Origin of the sequence: Mycobacterium bohemicum DSM 44277 (assembly GCF_001053185.1) — a bacterium.
In the GTDB taxonomy this organism is placed as follows: Bacteria; Actinomycetota; Actinomycetes; order Mycobacteriales; family Mycobacteriaceae; genus Mycobacterium; species Mycobacterium bohemicum.
Genome location: NZ_CSTD01000006.1, coordinates 223,230 through 247,505, shown reverse-complemented (window position 1 = coordinate 247,505; position 24,276 = coordinate 223,230). Strand labels below are relative to the sequence as shown.

The 24,276-nt window shown below is 70.8% G+C and carries 23 protein-coding genes and 4 pseudogenes; 14 read left to right on the top strand and 13 right to left on the bottom strand.

All coding sequences use genetic code 11. The features are described from left to right. Positions 1 to 128 precede the first annotated feature (128 nt). The 4 genes from BN971_RS23005 to BN971_RS22990 form a co-directional block, all read right to left on the bottom strand. Entirely contained in the window at positions 129 to 1,922 is a 1,794-nt protein-coding gene (locus tag BN971_RS23005; RefSeq protein WP_085181977.1) for a thiamine pyrophosphate-requiring protein, read from the bottom strand. Between the two features lie 307 nt (positions 1,923 to 2,229). Next, positions 2,230 to 3,285 carry a DNA topoisomerase IB gene (locus BN971_RS23000; protein ID WP_085181976.1) on the bottom strand — a complete coding sequence of 352 codons (1,056 nt, stop codon included), beginning with the start codon at positions 3,283 to 3,285 and terminating at the stop codon, positions 2,230 to 2,232. A gap of 137 nt (positions 3,286 to 3,422) precedes the next feature. Next, positions 3,423 to 3,821: a heme-binding protein gene (locus tag BN971_RS22995; RefSeq protein WP_085181975.1), complete on the bottom strand. Its 399-nt coding sequence runs from the start codon at positions 3,819 to 3,821 to the stop codon at positions 3,423 to 3,425. 270 nt (positions 3,822 to 4,091) lie between these two features. After that, positions 4,092 to 4,913 carry an SDR family oxidoreductase gene (locus tag BN971_RS22990; protein WP_085181974.1) on the bottom strand — a complete coding sequence of 274 codons (822 nt, stop codon included), beginning with the start codon at positions 4,911 to 4,913 and terminating at the stop codon, positions 4,092 to 4,094. A gap of 241 nt (positions 4,914 to 5,154) precedes the next feature. Here BN971_RS22990 and mbp1 point away from each other — a divergent pair, with 241 nt between their 5' ends. Together mbp1 and BN971_RS22980 are read left to right on the top strand one after the other, a co-directional pair. Then, positions 5,155 to 5,391, top strand: coding sequence for a microaggregate-binding protein 1 (gene mbp1, locus BN971_RS22985; protein ID WP_085181973.1), 237 nt, complete (start codon positions 5,155 to 5,157; stop codon positions 5,389 to 5,391). Between the two features lie 149 nt (positions 5,392 to 5,540). Continuing rightward, positions 5,541 to 5,810 (top strand): DUF3349 domain-containing protein, encoded by a 270-nt coding sequence (locus BN971_RS22980; RefSeq protein WP_085181972.1) that lies wholly within the window; start codon positions 5,541 to 5,543, stop codon positions 5,808 to 5,810. A gap of 3 nt (positions 5,811 to 5,813) precedes the next feature. On the opposite strand, the pseudogene BN971_RS22975 reads toward BN971_RS22980, so the two are convergent. Both BN971_RS22975 and BN971_RS22970 read right to left on the bottom strand, forming a co-directional pair. Further along, positions 5,814 to 6,579: pseudogene (locus BN971_RS22975) on the bottom strand (endonuclease/exonuclease/phosphatase family protein). Positions 6,580 to 6,704: 125 nt separating this feature from the next. Continuing rightward, on the bottom strand, positions 6,705 to 7,643 hold the full coding sequence (locus tag BN971_RS22970) for an acyl-CoA dehydrogenase family protein (RefSeq protein ID WP_085181971.1): 939 nt from the start codon (positions 7,641 to 7,643) through the stop codon (positions 6,705 to 6,707). A gap of 374 nt (positions 7,644 to 8,017) precedes the next feature. Between BN971_RS22970 and BN971_RS22965 the strand changes: the two are divergent. Beyond that, positions 8,018 to 8,465 (top strand): annotated as a pseudogene (locus BN971_RS22965) (hypothetical protein). Between the two features lie 9 nt (positions 8,466 to 8,474). On the opposite strand, the gene BN971_RS22960 reads toward BN971_RS22965, so the two are convergent. Further along, positions 8,475 to 8,732: a DUF7218 family protein gene (locus BN971_RS22960; protein ID WP_085181970.1), complete on the bottom strand. Its 258-nt coding sequence runs from the start codon at positions 8,730 to 8,732 to the stop codon at positions 8,475 to 8,477. Positions 8,733 to 9,172: 440 nt separating this feature from the next. Here BN971_RS22960 and BN971_RS25415 point away from each other — a divergent pair. From BN971_RS25415 to BN971_RS22950, 3 genes and pseudogenes are all read left to right on the top strand, one after another. Continuing rightward, a pseudogene (locus BN971_RS25415) lies at positions 9,173 to 9,244 on the top strand (Rv2175c family DNA-binding protein); the annotation flags it as partial. After that, positions 9,221 to 10,177, top strand: a complete 957-nt coding sequence (locus BN971_RS22955; RefSeq protein ID WP_090350637.1) for a helix-turn-helix domain-containing protein — start codon at positions 9,221 to 9,223, stop codon at positions 10,175 to 10,177. The pseudogene BN971_RS25415 and the gene BN971_RS22955, both read left to right, overlap by 24 nt. A 180-nt stretch (positions 10,178 to 10,357) precedes the next feature. Continuing rightward, positions 10,358 to 10,825, top strand: coding sequence for an STAS domain-containing protein (locus BN971_RS22950; RefSeq protein ID WP_085181969.1), 468 nt, complete (start codon positions 10,358 to 10,360; stop codon positions 10,823 to 10,825). A gap of 21 nt (positions 10,826 to 10,846) precedes the next feature. Here BN971_RS22950 and BN971_RS22945 read toward each other — a convergent pair whose 3' ends face one another. After that, on the bottom strand, positions 10,847 to 12,226 hold the full coding sequence (locus tag BN971_RS22945) for a flavin monoamine oxidase family protein (protein WP_085181968.1): 1,380 nt from the start codon (positions 12,224 to 12,226) through the stop codon (positions 10,847 to 10,849). Positions 12,227 to 12,373: 147 nt separating this feature from the next. On the opposite strand from BN971_RS22945, the gene BN971_RS22940 reads away from it, so the two are divergent. Beyond that, positions 12,374 to 13,321 carry an alpha/beta fold hydrolase gene (locus BN971_RS22940; protein WP_085181967.1) on the top strand — a complete coding sequence of 316 codons (948 nt, stop codon included), beginning with the start codon at positions 12,374 to 12,376 and terminating at the stop codon, positions 13,319 to 13,321. On the opposite strand, the gene BN971_RS22935 is transcribed toward BN971_RS22940, so the two are convergent. The 3 genes from BN971_RS22935 to BN971_RS22925 are packed head-to-tail and all read right to left on the bottom strand — an operon-like array spanning position 13,316 to position 16,995. Beyond that, on the bottom strand, positions 13,316 to 14,662 hold the full coding sequence (locus BN971_RS22935; protein ID WP_085181966.1) for a flavin monoamine oxidase family protein: 1,347 nt from the start codon (positions 14,660 to 14,662) through the stop codon (positions 13,316 to 13,318). The two genes, BN971_RS22940 and BN971_RS22935, sit on opposite strands and share 6 nt — an antisense overlap. Before the next feature lie 45 nt (positions 14,663 to 14,707). Beyond that, positions 14,708 to 15,832 (bottom strand): Rv3169 family protein, encoded by a 1,125-nt coding sequence (locus tag BN971_RS22930; protein ID WP_085181965.1) that lies wholly within the window; start codon positions 15,830 to 15,832, stop codon positions 14,708 to 14,710. Continuing rightward, positions 15,832 to 16,995 carry a phosphotransferase family protein gene (locus BN971_RS22925; protein ID WP_245836918.1) on the bottom strand — a complete coding sequence of 388 codons (1,164 nt, stop codon included), beginning with the start codon at positions 16,993 to 16,995 and terminating at the stop codon, positions 15,832 to 15,834. The genes BN971_RS22930 and BN971_RS22925 overlap by 1 nt, the downstream gene beginning before the upstream one ends. A 55-nt stretch (positions 16,996 to 17,050) precedes the next feature. Between BN971_RS22925 and BN971_RS22920 the strand changes: the two genes are divergently transcribed. Beyond that, positions 17,051 to 17,653 carry a TetR/AcrR family transcriptional regulator gene (locus BN971_RS22920; protein ID WP_085181963.1) on the top strand — a complete coding sequence of 201 codons (603 nt, stop codon included), beginning with the start codon at positions 17,051 to 17,053 and terminating at the stop codon, positions 17,651 to 17,653. A gap of 44 nt (positions 17,654 to 17,697) precedes the next feature. After that, positions 17,698 to 18,210 (top strand): annotated as a pseudogene (locus BN971_RS22915) (SDR family NAD(P)-dependent oxidoreductase); the annotation flags it as partial. On the opposite strand, the gene BN971_RS22910 reads toward BN971_RS22915, so the two are convergent. After that, positions 18,207 to 18,812 carry a class I SAM-dependent methyltransferase gene (locus BN971_RS22910; RefSeq protein WP_211279825.1) on the bottom strand — a complete coding sequence of 202 codons (606 nt, stop codon included), beginning with the start codon at positions 18,810 to 18,812 and terminating at the stop codon, positions 18,207 to 18,209. The pseudogene BN971_RS22915 and the gene BN971_RS22910 sit on opposite strands and share 4 nt — an antisense overlap. 81 nt (positions 18,813 to 18,893) lie before the next feature. Continuing rightward, positions 18,894 to 20,273 (bottom strand): 13E12 repeat family protein, encoded by a 1,380-nt coding sequence (locus BN971_RS22905; RefSeq protein ID WP_085181991.1) that lies wholly within the window; start codon positions 20,271 to 20,273, stop codon positions 18,894 to 18,896. A gap of 82 nt (positions 20,274 to 20,355) precedes the next feature. On the opposite strand from BN971_RS22905, the gene BN971_RS22900 reads away from it, so the two are divergent. Genes BN971_RS22900 through BN971_RS22880 form a run of 5 tightly spaced genes read left to right on the top strand, consistent with a single transcriptional unit; the run spans position 20,356 to position 24,274 of the window. Continuing rightward, complete coding sequence (locus tag BN971_RS22900) at positions 20,356 to 21,150, top strand: DUF4129 domain-containing protein (RefSeq protein ID WP_249262765.1); 795 nt, start codon at positions 20,356 to 20,358, stop codon at positions 21,148 to 21,150. Further along, positions 21,147 to 21,629, top strand: coding sequence for a hypothetical protein (locus tag BN971_RS22895; protein WP_085181959.1), 483 nt, complete (start codon positions 21,147 to 21,149; stop codon positions 21,627 to 21,629). Before BN971_RS22900 ends, BN971_RS22895 begins: the two co-directional genes overlap by 4 nt. Next, a complete protein-coding gene (locus BN971_RS22890; RefSeq protein ID WP_085181958.1) occupies positions 21,626 to 22,585 on the top strand; it encodes an AAA family ATPase in 960 nt (319 codons plus the stop codon). The genes BN971_RS22895 and BN971_RS22890 overlap by 4 nt, the downstream gene beginning before the upstream one ends. Before the next feature lies 1 nt (position 22,586). Beyond that, positions 22,587 to 23,849 carry a DUF58 domain-containing protein gene (locus tag BN971_RS22885; RefSeq protein WP_085181957.1) on the top strand — a complete coding sequence of 421 codons (1,263 nt, stop codon included), beginning with the start codon at positions 22,587 to 22,589 and terminating at the stop codon, positions 23,847 to 23,849. Further along, positions 23,846 to 24,274, top strand: a complete 429-nt coding sequence (locus tag BN971_RS22880) for a hypothetical protein (RefSeq protein WP_085181956.1) — start codon at positions 23,846 to 23,848, stop codon at positions 24,272 to 24,274. The genes BN971_RS22885 and BN971_RS22880 overlap by 4 nt, the downstream gene beginning before the upstream one ends. Positions 24,275 to 24,276: the final 2 nt, after the last annotated feature.

Genomic DNA, 24,276 nt, shown 5'->3' with positions numbered 1-24,276 from the left:
TTGAAGGCTGCGTTGGTGCGGCAGTACCCCCCATTCCCACCGCTACACCATGCTTGGTGATGTGGTCCCCGGGTATTACAAGGCCTTCGTCGAGGACCTGCGGGGCGCGCGTTCCGCCCTGTGAGCGGTCAGCTCTTCTTGTGCGGGAGGAACTCCTGCGCCTTGGTCTTCAGGCCGACCTTGACGAAGCCGACGCTGTCCTCGTCGCCGGACAGCACGGCGGTGGTGGCCGACTTGAACTGGTCCCAGGTGGCGTGCGGCGGGATGGGCGGCATGTCGGGGTCCGTGAAGACGTCGAGGACGGTGGGGCGGTCCGACGAGAGGGCGTTGCGCCAGGCGTCCCCGAGCTCGTCCGGGTCCTTGATCGCCATCGCGTTGAGGCCGAGGCTGGCCGCGAACGCGGCGAAGTCGACGTCCGGGAGGTTCTGTGACTCGGCGAATTTCGGCGAGCCGGCCATCGCGCGCATCTCCCAGGTGACCTGGTTCAGGTCGTTGTTGTGCAGGATCGCGACGATCAGGCGCGGATCGCCCCACTCCCGCCAGTACCGCTTGATGGTGATCAGCTCGGCCATGCCGTTCATCTGCATCGCGCCGTCGCCGACGAAGGCGATGACGGGGCGGCGCGGGTGCGCGAACTTGGCGCCGATCGCATACGGCACCCCGGGGCCCATGGTGGCCAGGTTGCCCGACAGCGAACCCCGCATGTTTCCGCGGAACCGCAGCTGGCGCGCGTACCAGTTCGCCGAGGAGCCGGAATCCGCGGTGACGATGGCATCGTCGGGCAGCATCGGAGACAGCTCGGAGAACAGCCGCATCGGGTTGATCGGGTCGGCGCTGACCTTGGCCTCCATGTCCATGGTCTTCCACCAGCGGGCCACGTTGGACTCGACGGTCTCGCGCCACTTGCGGTCCTCCTTGCGCCGCAGCAGCGGGATCAGCGCGCGCAGCGCGGCCTTCGCATCCGACACGAGGTTGACCTCGTAGGGGTAGCGCATGCCGATGAAGCGGCCGTCGATGTCGATCTGCACCGCGCGCGCCTGCTCGAACCCGGGCAGGAACTGCGTGTAGGGGAAGCTGGAACCCACCGTGAGCAGGGTGTCGCAATCCCGCATCAGCTCGTAGCTGGGCCGGGTCCCCAGCAGGCCGATAGAGCCTGTCACCCAGGGCAATTCGTCACTCAGCACGTCCTTGCCCAGCAGCGCCTTGGCCGCCCCGGCGCCGAGCAGGTCGGCGACCTCGATCAGCTCGTCGCGCGCGCCGGCCGCGCCGTGACCGACCAGCATGGCGACCTTCTTGCCGGCGTTGAGCACCTCGGCCGCGCGCTTCACCGCGGCGTCGTCGGGGTCCACGGCCGGCCACTCGATGCCCAGGCTCGACGGCACCATCTTGAAGGCGTGGGTGGGCGGCGAGTACTCCAGCTCCTGCACGTCGGACGGGATGATGATCGCCGTGGGCGCGCGCTGGGCCAGGGCGACCCGGATCGCGCGGTCGAGCACGTTCGGCAATTGCTCGGGGACGGTGACCATTTGGACGTAGTCGCTGGCGACGTCCTTGAACAGGGTCAGCAGGTCGACCTCTTGCTGGTAGGACCCGCCCATGGCGCTGCGGTTGGTCTGCCCGACGATGGCCACCACCGGGACGTGGTCGAGTTTGGCGTCGTAGAGGCCGTTGAGCAGGTGGATGGCGCCGGGGCCCGAGGTGGCCATGCACACCCCGACGCGGTTGGTGAACTTGGCGTACCCAACCGCCTCGAATGCGCTCATCTCCTCGTGCCGCGATTGGATGAACATGGGCTTGTTGTCCGCGCGGCCGAACGCGGCGAGGATGCCGTTGATGCCGTCGCCGGGGAACGCGAAGACGTGCTCGACGCCCCAGGCGCGCAGTCGCTCCAGCAGGTAGTCGGAAACCTCTTGTTTGGACATTGACTTTTCCTCCTTGGACGGTCCGCGTGCTGACCTCGCGCTGCCGGCGGTCACAAGGGCGCCGCAACGACGGGGGTTCTGGGGATGGTCGCTGCGCCGGTGTTTTTTCACCGCGGGCGATCGGGTGGACGCGCCTGCGCACTGACCACCCCGTTGCGGGTTCCCACAATCGCCGCGGTTATTCCCACACCGGGCGGGATTCTCAGCCTTTTGTCAGGGCCGCCGGAACCCCGACGGGTGGCGAACGCATCCGGGTTGCTGGGGCGTCGGTGCGCGGGCGGCGGGGTGCGCTCGGTCTCAGGCGGTCTCAGGCGGTCTTGGCCAGGGCCGGGGGCCCGGAGTCGCTGTGCCCCTTGGCCACTCGCCGGATCAGCATGCGGGTGGCCTTTTCCAGGATTCCCTGCGCCGCGTCCGGATCGGGGGTCCGTTCGGCGCGCCGGGCCGCCGCGGCGATGGTGAGGCCCTGTTCGTAACCGGCGACGACGCGCGGGTCCACATAGGAGCCGCGCGCGACGGCGGGGGTGTTGCCGAGCCCCTCGGCGACCTCTTTCATCACCGCGGACTCCACGCGCTTGGCCACCCGCCCCGACACGGCGGGGTCCGCGTCGGCGAACGCCGTCGCGGCCAGCACGGTGCCATGCCAGGTCCGCAGGTCCTTGACGCTGTACTCGTCGCCGACCAGCTCCTTGAACCGAGCATTGAGGTCGTCGGAGCGAACGTCGGCCCAGCCGGACGCGGTGCGGCACGCCAGCAATCGTCCGCCGCAGTCCGGACGCCGCCGCAGCGCCCGCACCGCCCGGACCACCTCGGGATCCTCGATCTTGACCTTGCGCCGCACCCCGCTCTTGGCGGGGAAGTCGAACTCGACCGCGTGACGATGGACGCTGACGTGCTCGCACAAGAGCGTGGCCAGCCCGTAGGACTCGTTTTCTTCGGCGTACTGCTCCCCGCCGGCGCGGAAGTAGCCGCGATCCAGCAGACGCAGCGCCAGCGCCAACACCCGCTCCCGGGTTAAACCGTTGCGCGACAAGTCCTTTGCGACGGCGGCGCGCCACGCGGGCAACCGGGTGGACAGCTGCAGGACGCGGTCGAACTTCTCCTCGGCGCGCTCCTGCTGCCAGGCGGTGTGGTAGAGGTACTGGCGACGGCCGGCGGCGTCGACCCCGACGGCCTGGATGTGACCGTTGGGGTGCGGCGAGATCCAGACGTCCTTCCATGCCGGTGGAATCACCAGGTCCTTGATGCGCTGGAGGGTCTGCGGATCGGCGACGGGCTCGCCCCCGGGACCGCAGTACGCAAACCCCGTGCCGCGGCGCCTGCGCTTGATCCCCGGCGCGCTGAGTACGCTGCGACGCAGCCGCATCCCCGTCTCCTTCACTCCGCACCGGGTCGAGTCCGAGGCAGAAATACCCGTGGGCGCAGCCGTTTACACGTTGCGCCAACGCAAGACGACCCGCCACGGCAGTGTGGCGGGTCGCCCCGGGTCGTTCCTCGACGGCCTCAGCCGGCCATGAATTCCTGGTAGGCCGACTCCAGGACGGGCGGCAACGCCTTGACGTTGCACTGCCGTTCGGTGTCACCGATCGGTGCCAGGATGCCGCGCAGGTCGTAGTACTGCTGGGGATGGCCCGTGAAGTAGCTGCGCAGGCTCGACTCGGCCTCCGGGCGGGGCTGGCCGTAGGCCGCGGTGACCACCTGGTTGGCGTCCGGGTGAGCGGCGAGGTACTGCTGCGCCGAGCCCTGCACGGAGGAGACGGTGGCGTTCACACCGGCCGGGCTGCAGTCGGGTGCCGCGGCGGCCGACGGCGCGCCGACGATGCCCATCGCGATCCCCCCGAGCAGGCAGCCGGCACCGATGCCGGCAACTCGCCGACGCGCGACAATGCTGCTGTTTTTCATGATCGATTTTGTCCTTCGAAAGTAATCGAATCGGTGCGTGAAAGAGGCGCCCGAACCTCGTAACCCAAAGTAGCGGAAGCGGCAAGGTCGCCGTGTGGGCTGACGACGAACGCACGGCCGTCGGCCACTCCGTCAACGTTCCGTGACCGGCCATTTGCCGGGCAAACGGCCGATACGACCTGTTAGCTTGTGGGAGCTCTAAAGAAAGTGCTGTCTTTCTTAACAATTCGTGATCGCGATCGTGACCCAAACGTGACCTGAGTCGGCGGCTCAGCTCTTCGACCGGTCCGGCCTGCCGGGGGCCGTTGCCCGTTGCCCGTCGCCGGCCACGGCCACCGGTGGCAGCGAGCGCAACCAGGTGTCGGCGTCGGGCCCGACGACCACCGCATGATCGGGCGGAAGCAGCACCCCCGCGGAGAGCGCGGGAATGGCCGGGCGCACGGCGCGGACGGGACGAGCGTCGCCCTGGCGGGCCAGCACTCTCGACGCCAGGTCCGGCAGCCGCATGGGGCGCGGGCCGGTCACGGTGCGCGGCGCGTGCGTCTGCCCCAGGGCCGCCTCGACGAGGACGTCGGCGACCGTGTCGGCCGCGATCGGCTGAATGAGCCAGTCTTCGACCACCACCTCGTCATCGCCGTCGAAGTCCACCGCGACCGGCTGGGTGGCGAATTCGTACCACTGCGTGGATTTCACGATCGTGGTGGGCACCTGGCTGTCGAGCGCGATCTTCTTGGCCGCCCGTTTGCCCTCGTAGTAGGGCACGCCGTCGAAGGCGGGGTCCTCGACGCCGGCGATCGTCGAGACCACCAGACGCCGGACCTTCCGGGCGGCGCAGGCACCCACGAGGTTGCGGGAGGCCGCGGCCAGTGCGTCCTCGACGCCCGACCGCCCATCGGCCGGCGCCGGGTCCGACACGTCGATGACGACCTCGGCCCCGTCCAGGGCGCTTGCCAGGCCGTCCCCGAGCAGGTCGACACCCCGCGTCCGGGAGATCTCGACCACCGCGACGCCGCGGGCCCGGAGCCGTGCGACGACGCGGGTACCGGCCGTCCCGGTCGCCCCGACGACTGCGACAGTGGTCGTGTCCCTCACCCCTTTTCCCGATTTCGCGGACATTCGAGGATCGCCGGCTATCACTACCCGGCAAAAGCGGGCTCAAACGCCGGATCCGTGATCCTTCGCGTCACGGCCCGTCCGTCAACTCTGTGGGGGCCGCGCGGCGGGCGTTTGAGGGCGCGCGCGGCGGGAACCCGAAACGGGTTGTGGCGATTCGGCAGACCACCGGTCGCGGGGCCGGTTCGGGGCCCACCAACAACCGATAGGGAGGCAAAACATGGGGGACGACAAGAGCGGGCCGCAGGAAGCCCTGCAGGGCGCCGTCGAAGGCATCAAGGGCAAGGTAAAAGAGGTCGGCGGAGCCGTGACCGGCCGCGACGACATGGTCCGCGAAGGTCAGGCGCAGCAGGACAAGGCCGATGCCCAGCGCGACGCGGGTCGCAAGGAAGCCGAAGCCGAGTCCGCACGGGCCGGCGCGGACGCTGCCGAACAGCGCCAGAAGGAGAATCAATAGCCTGTTCCGCGGGGCGGGGTCCGGTCCGATCTGGGCCGGACCCCGCTCGCGTCACCGGTCGCCGTGTTTCAATCCGTCATGCCGGGCTATTCCTCGGCTGTTGCGGCGCCGGCGCCGACACGGACGTGGTAGGGAGAGGGGTGAATGCGATGGGCCTGGGCAACTGCATCTCGGCCGTGGTCGCCTTCGTGCGGGCGGGCTACCCCGCCGCCGCTCCCGCTGCCGGCTACGCGCCGCTGCTGGCGCTCTTGCCGCGCCGGGTGTCCGATGACGAGGCCGCCGCGATCGCGGCGAGGCTGTCCGCGCCGGCCGGCAGGGTCGACGTCGGGGTGGCGATCACCCGGGTCACCGATGCGATGCCGCTGCCCGACGACATCGAACGGGTGCGGCGCCGGGTGGCGGCCGCCGGGCGGGGCTAGCCTTCACCCGCGTTCGAGGTTGACGGCCAGCGGCCGATGATCCGAGATGGGCATGAGCGGGGCCTCGACGGCATCTCCGCGCAGGCCGCCGTCGTCGGTCAGGATGTGGTCGAGCTGGCGGGTGGGAGCTTGGGCGGGAAAGGTTTTCGCGACGGCCAGCGGGTGCATGCCCGACCAGCCGCGCACCGCCGACGGGGTCATGTTGAGGTCGCCGGTCAGCAGCCGCGGCCCCGGGAACCCGCGCAGGTCGCGAACGAGGCGGCGCAGCTGGCGCCGGTTCCAGCCGGGCACGAAGGACAAATGCGTGTTGGCCACCGTCAGCCCGCCCCCCGGGGTGCGCAATTGCGCGATGACCGCGGCCCGCGGCTCCTCGTCCACGACCATCACCCGGTTGGGGCCCGGCAAGTACATCGGGAGACGCATCGGGATGCGCGGCAACCGAACCACCTGCCAGCTGATGGCCGGATACCGGGACAGCAGGGCGATCCCGTAGGCGGCGGTGCCCGGTTGTTCCCGCCCGGTGGCGGCCATCCACGTGGCCCCCGGGGTGCCGGAGATCGCGGCCACGAAACGGTGTTCGACGGCGCCCATGGCCTCGGCCGCCACCGCCGTGAGGTCGGCGAGAGCGGAGCGGCGCTGTTCGCGGTCCACCTTCCTGCAGGGAGAGCACATCGGGGTCCAGTCGGCGCACCGCGTCGCGCAGCCGGTCAGGGTGCACCCCGTCACCGACGGTGCGGCCATGCAGGATGTTGAAAGTGGCCACGCGCATGGGGTTTCGATACCCGCTTTCGAGCCCGGGCAGTCACCCGGCCGCGCTGTCAGGTGAAACGGTGGGCGCCGGGCTTGGCCGCAAACCTGGCGTCGTTACCCGCGGGGCGGGCGTCCGTGCCATCCTCACTGCTGTCCGGCGAGGCGTCCCAGCTCGGCGAGGTCCCGTTCGGCATGGCTCTGGCGGATGTAGATGGTCAGGTCGGCGACCCGCTGGGCGTGCCGGCCGTCCTGGCACAGCGGACCCGGGCCCAGGGCGCGGCCGGTGCGGGTGATGGCCTCGTCGACCGCGTGTTCCACCACCGCGCGGACCCGGCGCGCCAGCAGTTGAGCGGTTCCGGCGCGGTCGAACGGGTCGGCATCGACTTGCGCCGCGGCCGCCGTCAGCATGCCGTCGCTGGCGGCCAGCGCGGCGTCGACCGCGCCGAGGTGGGCCAGGGAGTACGCGTCCGCGGATCTGCTTCGGGCGCAACGGTACAGCGGTTCGGCGACCCGGCGCGCGCCACCGAGCCAGCAGGCGGCGACGCCGATCGCGGCGTGCCAGAAGCCGGGCCGCTCCTCGTACTCGCCGGGGTCGCCCAGGGACACGGCCGGGGCGTTGGTGAATTGCACGGACCGGGTGTCGCTGCCGGCCATTCCGGGGTTCCACCACGTGCTCGGCAGCGCCTTCACGGCCGGCTCGGTGACGGTGACCGCGAACAGGCCCCGGCGCCCGTCGTCTTGGCGCGCGGTGACCAGCGCGTGGGTGCAGAACCCGGCCCCCGAACACCAGACCTTCGTTCCGCTCAACGTGTGGGCGCCGTTGACGTGGCTGGCGCGCACCGTCGCGTCCGGGGACTCGGCCGACCACACGGCCCACAGCTGGCCCGGCTCGGGCGGTTTGCCGCCCAGCTCGCCGAGGATGGCGACGGCGTCGACGTGGGACTCGGCGATCCGGGCCGCGACGATGTCGTCCTCGGCCAGCCGCGCCAGGCGTTGCCACCGCTCAGCGGTTCGTCCCGACGCGGGCAGTGGCATCTCGAGTCGTCCCGACTCCAGCCAATGCTTGACCACCCCCGCCGTCACACGCAATCACCCGCCACCGATCTCCCCGGTTGCCCGGAGTGACGAGCGAGTCCATGTGGGTCCCGGGCCCGGGCTCGCGTTGTCGCAAAGACCATCAAGTTCGTATCGGCGTCGGCCCCGGCCTGGTGGGCCAGCGGGTTCGCGATCGCCCGGCAGGCGGGAATCACGACCGCGACCCGGTCGTGCGCGCGGGGGACTCGGCCTGACATAACTTGAAGTGTTTCCCTTCGGACCCTGAATTAAACGGCGCGCGAACGATTCCCCAACACCGGCAAGGTTGCCGAGCCGAGGAGCAGGGGTATGACCCACCCACGAGGACATCGACGAAAGCATCGACGGAGGCAGCCGCGAACGCCCCGGCGCAGGGCGGCCCCCTGCGGGAGGCGCTGAGGGAGGCGGCGTCGGCGCTGAAGGAGAACGGGCCCCGTTTCGCGCTGGCCGGCGGTTACGCGTTGTGGGCTTATGGCGCACCCGAACCCAGTCACGACGTGGATGTGGCCGAGGCCGATGTCGCCGCCGCGGCGGCGACGCTGGGCGACGCGGGGTTCGCCGTGGAGCACCCGCCGGACCGGCGACCCTGGATTGAGCGCGGAAGACCGTGACGTGCTGGCGATCACGATGCCGGTGCTGCCGCCCACCATGGTGCTCATCCAGAAGCTGCGTTCCCTGGGCAAACACCACTGTGACTTCGCCCGCCTGCTGCCCGCCGTGCGGGCGATTCGCGAACGGCTGGACTGGGAGCGCATCAGGAGCGAAACAGCGGACAACGACTACGCGTTCGCGTTCCTGGTGCTGGCCGAGCGGCTCGGCCTGACCGACTGAGCCGCCGACTCAGTGGTTGCGCAGCTTGGCGACCAGCTTGTCCTTGGTCAGGCCCGAATACCCGGAAATGCCAAGCTCTTTGGCGCGCTTCTTGAGCTGTGGGACCGTCCAGTCGGCGTAGGAACCCGAGAGTCCCCCCTTGCGGGAGACCGAGGACTTGCCCCGCGCGGCGGCCGCGTTCGAAATTCGCGCCGCCTTCTCCTTGGAGTCGCCCTGCTTGCGCAGATCGCGGTACATCTTCTCGTTCTTGATCGACGAGTTCGGCACGACCCATCCTCCCTTCCGATAGACACCGATCCGAGAGTGCCCGCGCCGCGAGCGGCGGAAACCGGTGGGGACTGCGCGTTTCCGGGGTCGCTCACGTGTACGCACCGCCGTCGGCTGACCGGATCGGGTTTGACCTCTTGGACTGAGCGCGCGGACCAGGCGGGCGACGGCGCGACCTGGGCTTTTGCTCGTCATGGTGGTCGGCGAAAATTTATGTTTCGTCGCCGAGCGCATCGGGTACCCCCACCGGGCTAATCGTCTCCGGACGGTAAGTGCGCGGGCTCCGGCGGAGGGAGTGATGTTGAGGGTTGCGCTTGTGGGCGGCGACGACATCGCGTGTGACGACGCTGGTTGGGAGAGCCTCGGCCAGCTGTGCGCCGCCCTGTCCGCCCGCGGGCACGACACCGCCGCCTACGTGCGGCACCGCCTACACTGGCGCCGTGGGCAGCATTCCCGCCGGCGACGACGTTCTGGATCCCGACGAACCCATGTACGACCTGCCCCGGGTCGCCCCGGCCGCGGTCCGCCACGAACGAATCCGCTCCCTCGACCCGCAGGCGGCGCGCCAATTCTTCGCCGACGCCTATACCCCGGGGTGGCGGGTCGGCGGGATCTCCGGCCCGTGCGCGGTGACCCACCGCCGGCGCCGGACGCAATCGGTGACGGTCGACGAGGTGCTCGTGCACGGCCGGGCGACCCTGGAAATTCCCGCGGGGGAGACGCTGGTGGTCATCCAGCCCCGCGGGGGAACTCTCACGGTCGCCGACGGCCCGCTTCCCGCGGCGGACTGCCCGGTGCTCGTCGCGGACGGCATGTCGTGCGCCCTGCAGGTCAGCGGCGCTCGGTTCGATGTGGTGAGCGTTGCCCCCGACGCCCTGCAGAAGGTCGCCGCGGCGCACTCGGCGTCGCCGCAGGTCCAGTTCCTCAACCGGCGCCCGCGGTCGCGCGCCGGCATCCGGGCCTGGCATCGAGCGCTCGACTATGCGATCGTGACCCTGGCCTCGCCCGAAAGCGCCCAGCAGCCACTGGTCGTCGCGGGCGTGGCTCCGTTGCTCGCGAGCGCGATGCTCGAATGCTTCCCCTCGACCGTGACCGACCCGGATCTGGCGGGCGACCCCGCGATACCCGAAACGCTCAGGGACGCGGTGTCGTTCATCCACCGCAACGCCGCGGGCGACGTCGGGATCAACGACATCGCGGCCGCGGTGCACCTGACGCCCAGGGCCGTGCAATACCTGTTCCGGCGCCAGCTCGACACCACGCCGACGGAATACCTGCGCCGGGTGCGGCTGAGCCGCGCGCATCAAGAACTGCTGGCCGGCACCCCGCCCACCACCACCGTCACCGAGATCGCCCAGCGCTGGGGTTTCGCCCACACCGGCCGGTTCGCTGTCCAGTACCGGCAGGCCTACGGTCAGAGCCCACACACCACGCTGCGGCAGTGAGCCGGATCGCACCCGAAATCCTTGGCGTTGGGCGCGGTCGACGTGCCGCCGGCGGCTTCCTCGGGTAGGCTGGTCTCAGGTTGAGTCCACAGCTGCCGGTATCAAGGGCGCATCAGGACACCTGAGCAACTCCGTTGTCGCTCGCCAAGTTCGAATTCGCCGCGAAGGGCGTATCTCACCATGACTGCCTCCCCCGATACATGCAGTGCAAGCCTGCCCGGACAGCCGCGTAATCGTTATGAGATCGATTGCGCCGGTGCGCAATTGCACGTTCACGCGCGCAGCGTGGCCACCGTCCTGCGCGTCGACGGCGAAGTCGACGCGTCCAATGCCGACCTTGTCGCCACGACCATTCGGCGCTTCGCGCTGCTGAGGGCCCCGCTGATCCTCGACCTCACCCACCTGGATTTCCTCAGCAGCGCGGGCCTTCGAATGCTGTTGGTGCTCAACGAGGAGCATCGATCGGCGGGACTGCACTGCACCGTGGTGGACGGCGCGCCGCTGCGCCGGCTGACCCGGATTGTCCGCGATCACGGTCTGCCGGTGGTGGATTCGCTTGCCGACGCCCTGCTGCGGGTGGCCGACGTGCCCAGGGCGCGCGGCGCATTCGGGCCGGCGCGGCAGGAAGAGCCGCAGCGCGCGGGCTGACCGCCCCGTCCGCGCGGGCGATCAATCGCTCAGCCGGAACATCAGCTGGCCGGCGGCGTAGCGCCCGCTGATGACGGCGCCCGTCACCGATGACGGGTTGTCGACGCCGACGGCCTCGCCCGCCAGGTAGAGCCGGTCACCGATCGGCTCCTGCAGTCGGCGCCGGTCCTCGGGTCCCGACCCGGGCGCGTGAAACGAGTAGGAGCCGCGCGCATAGGGGTCGGTGGCCCAGGCCGACGTGCGGACCTCCACCGGTGCGACGTCGTTGCCGAAGAGCCGGCGAACGATGGGCAGCGCGCTGGCCATCAGCTCCGGCGGGGCCGTCGACTCCACCGACCGGCCGCGGTCACCGGCGTTGAACGCCAACACAATCGGGCCGGCGTCGCCGGACAGCGTGAACCACTGGGACCACAGCCCGGGTTGCGCGCCGAGGTAGAGGTAGAAAGCGTTCTCCGCGTTCCACGTTCGCCGGTCGAGGCGAAAGTAGCTCTTGGACAGCACCCCGAATCCCAGCGCGTCGATCGCTCGGGCGTGCCCGGCGGGCAGCGGCGGATCGAACGCGATGGCACGGGATTTCAGCACACCCAGGGGCACCGTGACGATGGCGGCGGGTCCCTCGAAGGAGCGGTCGCCGGCCCGCACGGTGACGGAGTCGCCGCGGCGCGCGATCGCGGTCACCGGCGTGTTCAGCGTGATCCGAAGTCCGGCCGCGAGCAAATTGGGTAGCGCGTCGTAGCCGCTGGTGATCACGTCCTGGTCGCCGCGGGCGTACCTGCCCTCGTCAAAGGTCAAGGCGGACAGCCGATCCGCGCTCGCCGCGTATTCGTCCTCGATCTCGCAGGTCACGTAGAAGGCCAACTGGGCGCGGTCGGAGTCGGAGAGGCCCTCGTCGTCCGCGGCGGCGGCGACGGCGGCGCCGAGGCTGCCGTCGTCGACCTGATCGCGGGCCAAGCGCACGAACTGGCGCCAGGTCTGTTTGTCGTAGTCCAGCGGCGGCAGCGCGGGGTCGACCGCCAGCTTCGCCCACCCGTAGTAGTCGGTGGGGACCACACGCGCCCGCGCCCGGCGGGCCAGCTCGGTCAACGGGTTGTCCGTCATGCCGTGAATCCACGACGCGCCCATCTCCAGCGGCACGCCCCAGTCGCGGCTGGTGTACACCCGGCCGCCGATCCGGTCGCGGGCCTCGATCACCCGAACCGGCCAGCCCGCCTCGGTCAGGGCGCGGGCCGCCGACAGGCCCGCCATCCCGGCACCGACCACGAGCACGGCCTTCGTGCCGGAGGAGGTGTCGTAGGGGGTGTCGGAGGGGGGTGGGCGATCGAACGCGCAGGCGCCCGCCAGGCCGGCGCCGACCACGCTCGTCGTCGCCACGAGGAAATCCCGACGGGAAATCGGGGACACGGCCGCCAGCGTCTCACATCGGCGGCGCGACACGCGGCTTTTGGCCGGCCACCATTGCGTGAGTTTGCCTGATCCGGGGTCACTTTCACGCTAAAATCTGCTTCCAACCAGACCGCGGCGACGGGGCCGCGGTCGAGAGGGGCGGCGATGCGCGTTCGACGAACCGACCGATCGGCCGAGGTGTTGCCGCCGGGCCGCACCCTGACCGTCCGAGCCGCCGACGGCACCCCGCTGCACGCCGAGGTGTTCGGGCCGGCCGACGGTTACCCGATCGTGCTGACGCACGGCATCACCTGCGCCATTCGGGCGTGGGCATACCAGATCGCCGACCTGGCCAACGATTACCGCGTGATTGCCTTCGACCACCGCGGGCACGGTCGCAGCGGAGTTCCGCGGCGCGATGGCTACAGCCTCAAACACCTTGCGGGCGACCTGGATTCGGTCCTGGAGGCGACGCTGGCACCGCACGAGCGCGCCGTGCTGGCCGGGCATTCGATGGGCGGCATCACCATCGCCGCGTGGTCGGCGCGCTACCACCACAAGGTGCACCGGCGTGCCGACGCCGTCGCGCTCATCAACACCACCACCGGGGACCTCCTGCGCGAGGTGAAGCTGCTGTCGGTGCCCTACGAGCTGGCGGCGGCCCGGGTGATGGCCGGCCGCGCCCTGATCGGCGCGTTCGGCGGGTTGCCCGTTCCGCGTGCCGCCCATATCCCGAGCCGCTACCTGGTCGCGATGCTCGCCGTGGGCAGGGAGGCCGACCCGGGCGTGGCGAGTCTCATCCACGACCTGTTCCTGCAGACCCCGCCGGCCGGTCGCGCCGGCTGCGCGCGGATGCTCGTGGCCGCGATGGGTTCGCGGCACCTCAACCTGGACGGTTTGACGGTGCCCACGCTGGTCATCGGCAGCAGGCACGACCGGCTGACGCCGATGACCTCAGCCCGCCGGATCGCCAGCACCGCCCCGAACCTCGTCGACCTCGTCGAACTGCCCGGCGGGCATTGCTCGATGCTGGAACGGCCCCACGAGGTCAACCGCCACCTGCGGGCGCTCGCCGAATCGGTGAACGCGCGGGTCCGGCGGATCAGCTCATAACAGGGCGGCGACGTCGGCGGCCGCGCGCTGGCCGGACCGGATCGCGCCGTCGAGGAAACCCGTCCACTCGTCGGCGGTCTCGGTGCCGGCCCAGTGGATCGGCCCCACCGGTTCGCGCAACCACGGCCCGAATCGTGTCCACGATCCCGGCGGCACCGCCGCCGTCGGGCCTCCCGGCGCGAATTCCTCGACGCCCCAACGATAGTCGACGTAGTCCAGCGGCTTGAGCGCGTCCTCGCCGAACAGGGCCGCGAAGCAGTCCAGCGCGGCGCTGCGGCGCCGCTCGGGCGGCAACGAATCGAACGCGCGCGCGTCGACGAAGCCCATCAGGATCCCGGGGCCGTCGGCGTGCGGGCTGACGTCGAAGGTGATGAACACCGGGCCGCGGTCCGACAGGGCCTGCCCGGAGAACCCGGCGGCCCGCCAGAAGGGGGTGGAGTAGGCCGCGTAGGCCTTGCTGAGCCGGCCCTGCGGCCAGTGCCTTGCGAGCCGATCGTATTCGCGGGGCAGCGGGGGAGCGAACTCGATCGAGGCGCGGTGAGCCGGCGGGACGGCGACGATGACGAAACCGGCGTCGGCCTCGCCGGCGTCTGTCGCCACGGTGACTCCCGCGCCGTGCCGGTCGATGCGGCGGACCGGTGCGTTGAGCACGACCCGGGAGCCGAGCTCGGCCGCCATGGCGTCCGCGATCTGCTGGGTGCCGCCCGGGAAGCGGTCCTGCTGGGCGCCGTCCTCGACGTCGAGCAGCCGGTCCAGGCCGCCGGCCGCCCGCAGGTACCGCGCGGCGTGCAGCATCGACACGTCGTCGGGCTCGCACCCCCAGGTGACCCGGGCCATGATGGCCATCAGGTCGCGGGACGACGCGGTGGCGCGGACCGAGCGCAGCCACTCGCCCAGCGACAACTCGTCCAGCGCCCGGGCGCGGCGCGCGTCCCAGGGCGCCACCAGCGGGATCGTGCGGGCGATCCGGTCGAATTGCCAACGCAGCCGGGCGATGTCGAGCAGGCCGGTGACCGAGAGCTTCGGGATGGTGCCGCGGTAGCTGCGCGCCCAGCCGCGCCAGTGGATGACGTTCTTGCCCTCGTGGTGCGTCGGGGCGGTCGGGATGTCCAATTCCGAGGCCAGCGCCAGGACGGCGTCCTGGGTGGGACCCACGAACGTGCCGCCCAGGTCGGCGGGCAGGCCGGCGACGCTGCCGGTGAACGAGCGGCCGCCCACCCGGTCGCGGCCCTCGAACACCAGGACGTCGTGCCCCTGACGTGTGAGCTCACGGGCGGCGGCCAGCCCGGCAAAGCCGGCACCGACCACGACAACGTCGACGATCCGGGGCCGGTTTGTCACGCCCCATAGTCAACCGCATGCCCGGAGCGCCCGCCGCCCGGGGCGTCAGGGGGCGACGGTCAGCCAGTCGGTGAACCCCGACGGGTCGTGGCGGCCCAGCGCTCCGTGCTCGTAGAGGCCCCAGCCCTCTTTGGGCTCGCCGTTGCCGTCGCGGCAGACCGCGCGGCCCACGTGGTCGATCACGCCGAACCCGGACCGCGCGATGACGGCCGGGTCGGTCATGTCGTAGGTGAGCCGCTCGACGAACTTCTCGCCCTTCCACACGCCGTGCAGCCAATCCGAGTCGCCGCCGTAGCCGCCGCCGACGTGGATCGGCACGGGCAGCTTGGACTCCACGTCGAAGCGCACCGGCGTTCCGTCGGGGGCGGTGGCGTCGATCGTCGCGCCGGTCGGGATCCGGGTGCCGGATCGGTAGTGGATCTTCACCCGCGGCCAGCCCAGCTGCTCGACGCGGCCGTCGCGCCACACCCGGGTGCAGTCGTTGAGGGAGCGGAACCCGTTGGGCTCCTCCTGGATGATCAGCACGATCGCGAAGTCGTCGAACGCCATCGGCACGTACAGCCACCACATGCCCTCGAAGGGCGGGTCGGCGGGGCGGCCCGCCGGCTCGGGCTCGCCGATCGGCCGGATGCCCCACGACCGGTCGCGGCTGCCGATCCAGGTCGACGGGTCGACCGCGATCTCCTGGCCGTCGATGGCGATTCGGCCGCTCCAGCTGCCGAGCTGGGCGAACCGCTGCGCGTCCAGCGTCACCCGGTTGCCGGACCGCATCAGGTGCGGCTGTTCCTGCACGACGTCGAACAGGCCCTCCCAGGTGAGGTCGGCGGCGATGCCCTCGGTCTCCTCGAGCACCAGGCGCAGCTTGCGCAGCGGCTCGATGACCTCGATCCGGTAGCCGTTGACCTTCTGGTTCAGCCGGTCGGAGTCGATGGCGTCCGAGAGGTGCACCGCGGTCTGGGTGTCCCCGCGCCGGACGAGCAGGAACGCGTCCTTCACCCCGAGGTTGGGGTAGTAGCCGATGCCGCTGATGACGAAGATGTCGCCGGTGCGGTCGTGGGCGTTGAAGTAGGAGCGGTCGTAGAAGTTGCGGTCCGAGGAGCCGGGCCAGGCGATCGGCTGCGGAACCTGGTGTACCGGGTACTCGTCGAGCGGTCCGAGTGCGTGCGGCATTACTGTCCCTCTCCGATCAGGCCCTCGCCGATCAAACGCCGCATGAGGCCGGCGTGGTAGAACAGCGACTCCACGTCGTCGGGCTTCTCCACCTCACCGAAGTGCACCCGGCGCGCGCCGGTGCGCATGAACACACACGCCCACATGACGCCCGAGTAGACGTAAAACCAGCGCAGGTCGCCGATTTCGACGCCGGTGAGCCGATGGTAGGTGGCGCGCACGTCCTCCTCGCGCATCACCTCCGGCAGGCCCGGCAGGGTCGCCAGTCCGGCGAGTTCCTGAAACACCATGTGCGCGTAGATCATCCACGCCACGTCCAGCTCTCGCGGGCCCAGCGTCACCATCTCCCAGTCCAGCACCGCGACCGGGCGGAAGTCCCGGTACAGCACGTTGCCGACCCGGGCGTCGCCCCACAGCAGCACCGGCTCGGCGGCGTCCGCCTGCTGCGGCCAGTTCGCCTGCAGCCACTCGAAGGTCCGTTCCAGCAAGGGCGATCGGCCGATGTCGGGCACCGCGAAGTCGTACCAGGACCGCACCCAGTTGAAGTGCCGGCGCAGCGCGGTGTCGCCGTCGCCGCCCTGGGTCAGGAAGGCGAAGGTCTGCGTCGCGTTGGGGATGGCGTGCAGCGCGGCCAGGACGCCGACGGTGGCGTCCTGCAGTTCGCGCTGACGTTCTGCGGGTGCGTCGGCGAACCAGTTGCCGCCGAACGTGTACGGCATGACGTCGGGGGGCACGACGCCGTCGACGTAGTCCATCACGAAGAAGGGGGTGCCCAGTACGTCACCCGTGGGTTCCAGCCAGCGCACGTTGGGGACGGGGACGTCGGTGATCTCGCCGACCTTTCCGATGACGTCGAACTGATGGTCGAGCCGGTAGGTGGGGAAGACCTGCACGTCCTCGGCGGTGGGGGCGACCCGCGCGACGAGCTTCTGCTCCATCGGCCGCCCGTCCTGTTCCCAGCGGGCGGTCATGATGATGGTTTCCGACGACATGCCGGTCGAGTCCACGCCGCTTTCCACGGTCACCTCGGGCCGCGCCCCGCCGGGCAGCACGGTGGACAGCCATCGCGACATCACCCCGGGCAGGGTGCTGACGTCGCGGCTGGAGCGCTGGAGATGGTCGACCTCTGCGATTGCCGGATCTGCTGCCGGTTTGTTGGGCACAGGTGCCTCCATTCTTTGAGACCTGTGAGGCAATTACGATACGGTAGGTAGCGTTATGAAAGCAGACCCGCCCACCCTTGACAAGGCCCCGGGCGCGGGGCGGCCCCGCGATCCGCGCATCGACTCGGCGATTCTGTCGGCGACCGCGGAACTGCTTGTGCAAATCGGCTATTCGAATCTCAGCCTGGCCGCGGTCGCGGAGCGGGCCGGCACCACCAAGTCGGCGCTGTACCGGCGCTGGTCGAGCAAGGCCGAGCTGGTGCACGAGGCGGCGTTCCCGACGACGCCCACCGCGCTGGAATCGCCGGCGGGCGACATCGCCGCCGATCTGCGGATGATGATCGCGGCCACCCGCGACGTGTTCACCACCCCCGTGGTGCGCGCCGCGCTGCCCGGCCTGGTGGCCGACATGACGGCCGATCCGGCGCTCAACGCCCGGGTGATGTCGAGGTTCACCGACCTGTTCACCGCGGTGCGGTTGCGGCTGGCCGAGGCCGTCGAGCGCGGCGAGGCGCATCCCGACGTGAACCCGGACCGGTTGATCGAGCTGATCGGAGGAGCGACGATGCTGCGCATGCTGCTGCGCCCGGAGGAACCGCTGGACGACGCGTGGGTGGAGCAGACCACCGCGATCGTCGTGCACGGGGTGACGCGGTGACTCCGCGATTGGCGGGCCGGACGGCGATCGTCACCGGCGCCAGCCCGTCCGGCGCGGCCGGCGGCAAGCCCGGTTGGCCCGGCTTCGTCAGCATCCCGCTGGCCGCCTATCGCCGGCATTTCGACATCGCGGTGTTCGCCGCCTACGAGCTGATGCAGCTGGTGTGCCCGGACATGATCGAGGCCGGCGGCGGCTCGATCATCAACGTCACGTCGGTCGCGTCCCGGCTGCCCGGCAACGGGCCCTACCCCGACCGCAGCGGCGGTGTCCTGCCCGGCTACGGCGGATCCAAGGCGGCGCTCGAGCACCTCACCCAGTGCGCGGCCTACGACCTGGCTGCGCACCGCGTCGCCGTGAACGCGCTGTCGCCGTCCAGGCCGATCCTCACGCCCGGGTTGGCCTACTACGCCCGGGAATTCGACGAGACCGCCCCGGCGGACGAATTCGCCCGAGCGGCAGTGCAATTGGCGATGGTCGATCCGGCCGAGGTGACCGGGCGCACCATCGGTCACCTGCAGGTGCTCGACGGCAGCTTCCGGCCGTTCGAGATCGACTAAACCGGCTTGGTCGCGGTCACGCCGTTGATGATGACCGCGTGCACCTTGTGCCAGCGCGGGGAGCGAAATCCCGTTTGCAGCAAGAGGCGTTCGGCGCGACCTTTCGTGCGCGCCTTGCCCCGCCGGCTGCCGATGACGGTCGGCAACAGCAACCGCGAGAATTGGTCGACGAGCAGCAGTTGACCGCCGGGACGCAAGACCCGGGCGCATTCGATGAGCCCCGCTCGCTGGTCGGACCAGTGATCGAACGACGTCGTGCTCACGATGAGATCGAAGGTGTCGCCGGGATGCGGGAGTTCTTCGACCACCCCGGAGGAAAAGTCCAGTCGCCCATCGTGAGCGAATTCGCGTGCCCTCGTGACCATGTGCGGCGCGGGGTCAACGCCGGCGAGGTGCTCGGCGTCCGGGTACCGGTGCGCCAGGACCCGCAGGAGATAACCGGTCCCGCATCCCACGTCGAGCACCCGCTTCGGGGCGGCCACGGCGGCCACGGCCAGGTCGGCGGTGCGATCCGAGATCTGGTGGTGGACCCGGCCCCGCCAGCCGTCGTCGTACCCCAAGGCACGCTCATTGAACGCGTCGACGTCGCGATATGGCGGCACAGGTCGTAGTGTCCCACGGTCTGCGTTGGTCGACGAGAGGCGTCGGGGGCGAGATGAGCATCGCAGGCCGTGACCGGGGCGTCAGTGCCCGTTCGTGTCGGGCGGGTCGGGGTCGCCGCGCAGGAGCTCGTCCGGGTGGTGCGCACGGTTGATCTCCGGCGGGTCACCGCGTTTCGCCCAGCCGAGTCGCCCGTTCTCGGTGACCTGCGTGCGCCAGTCGCCGCGACTCGCGGCGGCGTGGTCAGGCCCGCAGGCGAAGAACAGCTTGTCGGCATCGGTGGCGCCGCCGCGCGCCCAGTCCGGCGAATGGTGGACCTCGCAGTGATAGCCCGGCTCCAGGCAGTTGGGCCGGGTGCAGCCGCGGTCGCGCGCGTAGCAGATGAGCCGCTGATCGGCGGTCGCCACGCGCTTCTGGCGCCCCAGGTACAGCGGCCGGCTCGTGTGGTCGTCGAACACCGCAAGGTAGTGAATTGCCTTGGCGGCCATGCGGATCAGATCCGGCATCGGCAGCCTGGAGCCGCCGCCGGTGATCGCCGGCGCCGGCATCGGGACCGACGGGTCGACGGCGGCGTGCGCGGCCCGGTCGAGTTCGGCCAGCGTGGTGGTGACCACCACCGTGACCGGATGCCCCCGGTGCTTTCCCAGCTTGCCGGAGGCGACGGCGGTTTCCAGGCCCAGCTTGAGGGCGTCGTGGCAGCGCTGCGGCGGTGTCCGCTCGTCGCGCGCCCCGGGATCATCCGGCTGGTGCCGGCCGGGCCGCACGGCGGCCTCGACGGCTTCGAAGTAGGCCCGCGCCTCGGGGTCGAGGTATCCCGACAGCCGGGACATGCCGTCGGGCCCCGCGGGCCCGAGGCGCACACCGCGGCGGCGGGCGCGGTCCTCGTCGGTGAACAGGCCGTCGGGGTTGAGGTAGTCGGCGATCCGGTGGCCCAGCTTCGCCACGACGCCGGCATCGAGCTTGGTCGCATGCCGCACCAGGTTGCGCTCGGCGTCTTCCTTGTCGGTGGGCGACACACAGGCGGGCAGCACGTCGACCGCGTGGCAGACCGCGCGGATGTGGTCCTCGCCGACGGCACCGGCTTCCACCGCGGCCGCCAACTCCGGCAGCTCGGGCTGCAGCGGAGGACCGGTCAGCGAGCGCCGCGGCCGGATCCGCGCCGCGAGCCGGAAGCGGCGGACGATCTCGCGCGGGGGGACACGCAGCCGCGCCCAGAGCATCTCGCGCTCGGCGGCGACGGAATCGCTGCCATCGGGCGGCTCGGCGATCTCGGCGAAGAACCGATACATCAGCCCGCGGTTGGTGCGCTCCTGCGTTTCCAGCCGCTCGGCGACCTCGACCCGAAACCTGTTGCCGACCACGTCGGAGCTGGTCTCGCGCAGCACGGCGTGCGCGTTGTCGATGGCGTCGAGAGCGGCGCCGATCCGCTCCCGCGCCTGCTCCGCGCCCACCAACTGACCCATGTCGCCCAAGCTAGGAACCGGGTCCGTCAGGTCGCCCACTCCAGCCCGTCGGCATCGCAGCCCTGTGGACGAAACCGCGACTGTGGATAACTGGTCATGGCGGGTGCGCCGTCTGACGTGCCAGTATGAGACGAAGGACCCGCGGGCGGCGGCGCCGAAGGCGGGCGATCTGTCGGGCATGCTCGGCACCGGCGGCGGCCGGCCGAGTTGGCGGGTGCTCCTGATCGGGCTGGGGGTGATCGTGGCGTGGCTGCTGATCGCGATGCTGCTCGTCCGGGCCTGCGCCCCGCACGACGTCACGTCGTCGGTGCCCAGCCGGAGCCCGGGCGCGCCTCCGCCGGGGCAGGCCACCGGCCCGCCACCCCGGCAAGCCCCCCGGAACGACGGACAGACGACGTTCGAGATCCTGCTGGCCGCCACGGTGTTCATGCTGGCGCTGCTGATCACCGCGTCGGTGATCCTCTCGCGGCGGCGCGGGCGGGCGGGCGCCCCGGCCCCCGTCCTCGACGACCACCCCGAATCGCCGGCGCCCGTGGCCCCGGCCGAATCGCTGGCGCGGGCCGCCGAAGTCGGGCTGGCCGCGATGGCCGACCTCAGCCGCGACCCCCGGGAGGCCATCATCGCGTGCTACGCCGCGATGGAACGCGAGCTGGCGACCGTTCCCGGGGCCGTGCCCCAGGAGTTCGACACCCCGACCGAGGTGTTGGCCCGCGCCGTCCGCCTGCATGCCCTCAGGGCCGACAACGCCATCCGGCTGGTCGACCTGTTCGCCGAGGCCCGCTTCAGTCCCCACGTGATGAACGAAGGCCACCGCGACGTCGCGGTCGGCGTGCTCCGACTCGTCCTCGACGAGATGAGATCGCGGAGCGCGGCGTGAAAAGGCTTGTCGTGCTGGGTGTTGTCCTCATCGTCGGGGTGGAGGCGTTGGCGCTGGTGGTGCGCGCCCGCGGGTCCGTGCTGGCGGCGTCGGGCGTGGCCGTGGCCCTGGTCCTGCTCAGCGTCCGTCGTGCGCTCGGGCGCGGTGCCGAATCCCCGGCCGAACTCGAAGCCGATGATCTCGGGGATTCGTTGCGCCGCTGGCTTTCCGGCACGGAGTCGACGATCCGGTGGTCGGAGTCCAGCCGCACCGATTGGGACCGGCACCTGCGCCCGATGCTCGCCCGGCGGTATGAAATCGCCACGGGCCAAAAGCAATCAAAGGACCCCACCGCGTACCACTCGGTCGGTCGCATGCTCTTCGGCGCCGAACTGTGGGAATGGGTCAATCCGAACAACGTCACCGGCACCGGTGACCGCTCACCCGGTCCCGGCCGCGCGGCGCTGGGAGAGATTCTGCGAAAGTTGGAGCAGGCATGACACTCCCGGCAGCGACCACCACCGCGCACTGCGAGGCCGTGCTCGACGAGATAGAACGTGTGGTGGTGGGCAAGCGCCCCGCGCTCACGCTCATCCTGACCGCGGTGCTGGCGGGGGGCCACGTGCTGATCGAGGATCTGCCCGGTCTCGGCAAGACCCTCATCGCCAGATCGTTCGCCGCCGCGTTGGGTCTGCAGTTCACCAGGGTGCAGTTCACCCCGGACCTGCTGCCCGCCGACCTGCTGGGCTCCACGATCTATGACATGCAGTCGGGCCGCTTCGCCTTCCGCGCCGGGCCCATCTTCACCAACCTGTTGCTCGCCGACGAGATCAACCGCACTCCGCCCAAGACCCAGGCGGCGCTGCTGGAGGCGATGGCCGAGGGCCAGGTCAGCATCGACGGCGAAACTCACCAACTCCCAGAACCTTTCATCGTTCTGGCCACCGACAACCCCATCGAGTACGAGGGCACCTATCCGCTGCCGGAGGCCCAGCTCGACCGGTTCGCCATCCGCCTCGAACTGCGCTACCTCTCCGAACGGGACGAGGCCTCCATGCTGCGCCGGCGGTTGGACCGCGGCTCGGCCCAGCCGACCGTGCACCAGGTGGTGGACGCCCACGACCTGCTGGCGATGCGCGAATCGGTCGAGCAGGTGACCGTGCACGAGGACGTGCTGCGCTACGTGGTGTCGCTGGCCACCGCCACCCGCCACCATCCCCAGGTCGCGGTGGGGGCCAGCCCGCGCGCGGAGCTCGATCTGGTCCAGCTCGCCCGCGCCCGCGCATTGTTGCTCGGCCGCGACTACGTCATCCCCGAAGACGTCAAGGCGCTCGCCACCGCGGCGGTCGCGCACCGGATCACCCTGCGCCCGGAGATGTGGGTGCGAAAGATCCAGGGCGCCGACGTGGTCGAGGAGCTGCTGCGGCGGCTGCCGGTGCCCAGAACGAACGGATGACATGAGCGCCGCCGCGAGCGGGAACGTCGACTTCCGTTGGCGAGCATCGCATCTCACCCGGGCCGTCGCGACGTGCGCCGCCGTGGTGCTGGCCGTCGCCGTCATCGGCGCACAGTGGCGCCTGATCGCATTCGCGGCGCCCCTGCTCGGGGTGCTCTGCTCGATCAGCTGGCAACGCCCGGTGCCCAAGGTCACCATCCACGGCGAGCCGGATGCCCAGCGGTGCTTCGAGGGCGAGCAGGTGAAGATGAGGATCTGGGCGACGGTGCAGGGGGCGGGCGCCGTGGAGCTGGCCGTGCCGGACGTCGAGGGCCTGCAGCTCGACGTCGGCGATGCGGACTCGCCCGGGGTGAAAACCGTTGCGGCGACGGCGCAACGGTGGGGCCGGTACCGCATCCGGGTTCGGGTGGACGCGGTCGCGCGCGGCGGCCTGCTGACGGGGACGGCGACCGTCGACGCCGCCGAAGTGATCGTGTTCCCACTGGCGCCGCCGCAGGTGACGCCGATCCCACCGACCGAGTTGCTCGACCGGTTGGGCGCCCACCTGACCCGTCACATCGGCCCGGGCGTCGAGTACGCCGACATCCGCACCTACGTGCCCGGCGACCAGCTGCGCGCGGTGAACTGGCCGGTGAGCGCCCGCCGCGGCCAACTGCATGTCACACAGCGATTGACCGACCGCGCCGCCGACGTCGTGGTGCTGATCGACGGTTACCGGCAGCCGGCCGGGGCGGCGACCGAAGCCACCGAACGGGTGGTGCGCGGGGCGGCGCAGGTGGTGCAGACCGCATTGCGCCACGGCGACCGGGCGGGAATCGTTGCCCTGGGCGGAAACCGGCCGCGGTGGCTGGGCGCCGACATCGGGCAACGCCAGTTCTATCGCGTGTTGGACACGGTGCTCGGCGCCGGCGACCGATTCGAAAGCACCACCGGCACGCTGGCGCCCCGTGCGGCCGTCCCGGTGGGAGCGATCGTCATCGCGTTCTCCACCCTGCTCGACACCGAATTCGCCTTGGCGCTGATCGATCTCCGCAAGCGCGGCCACGTCGTCATCGCGGTCGACGTTCTCGACAGCTCCCCGTTCAAGGGGGAGCAGGACCCCCTGGTGGACCGGCTGTGGACCCTGCAACGGTCGGCCATGTACCGCGACATGGCTACCATCGGCGTGGACATCGTTTCGTGGCAAGGGGATCGGGGTCTGGAGCAGTCGATGGGCGTGCTGCCGGATCGGCGCCGCCGGGTGCGGGGGCGGTTGCGAGCATGACGACGGCCACGGCACGATTGGCCGCGCCCGCCCTGGCGACCGGGTTCGGCGTACTGATGGTGGGCGCCGCCGCCGTCGGTTCCCACGGGGCCGCCATCGGGGTGGCCGCCGCGGGGCTGCTCGCGGTCGCCGTGGGGATTGTTTTCCGCCCCGCCGCGACGCTCGCCGTTCTGCTCGCGGCGGCGGTGGTCGTGTTGTGGGCCCCCGCTGCGGCTTTCGTTGCACTGTCGGGGTTGTGCGCCGCGGCCTACCTGGTGTGCCGCTCGGGGATCGGCGGCTTGCCGACGGCCGTTGGCGCCGGGGGCCTCGCGTTCGCGGGGTTGGTTGCCACGTCGTTCCCGCTGCAGCTGCCGTGGTTGCCGCTCATTGCCCCGCTGGGCGTGCTGGCGATCTACGTGCTGGCCGCGATTCCGTTCCTGGGCTGACG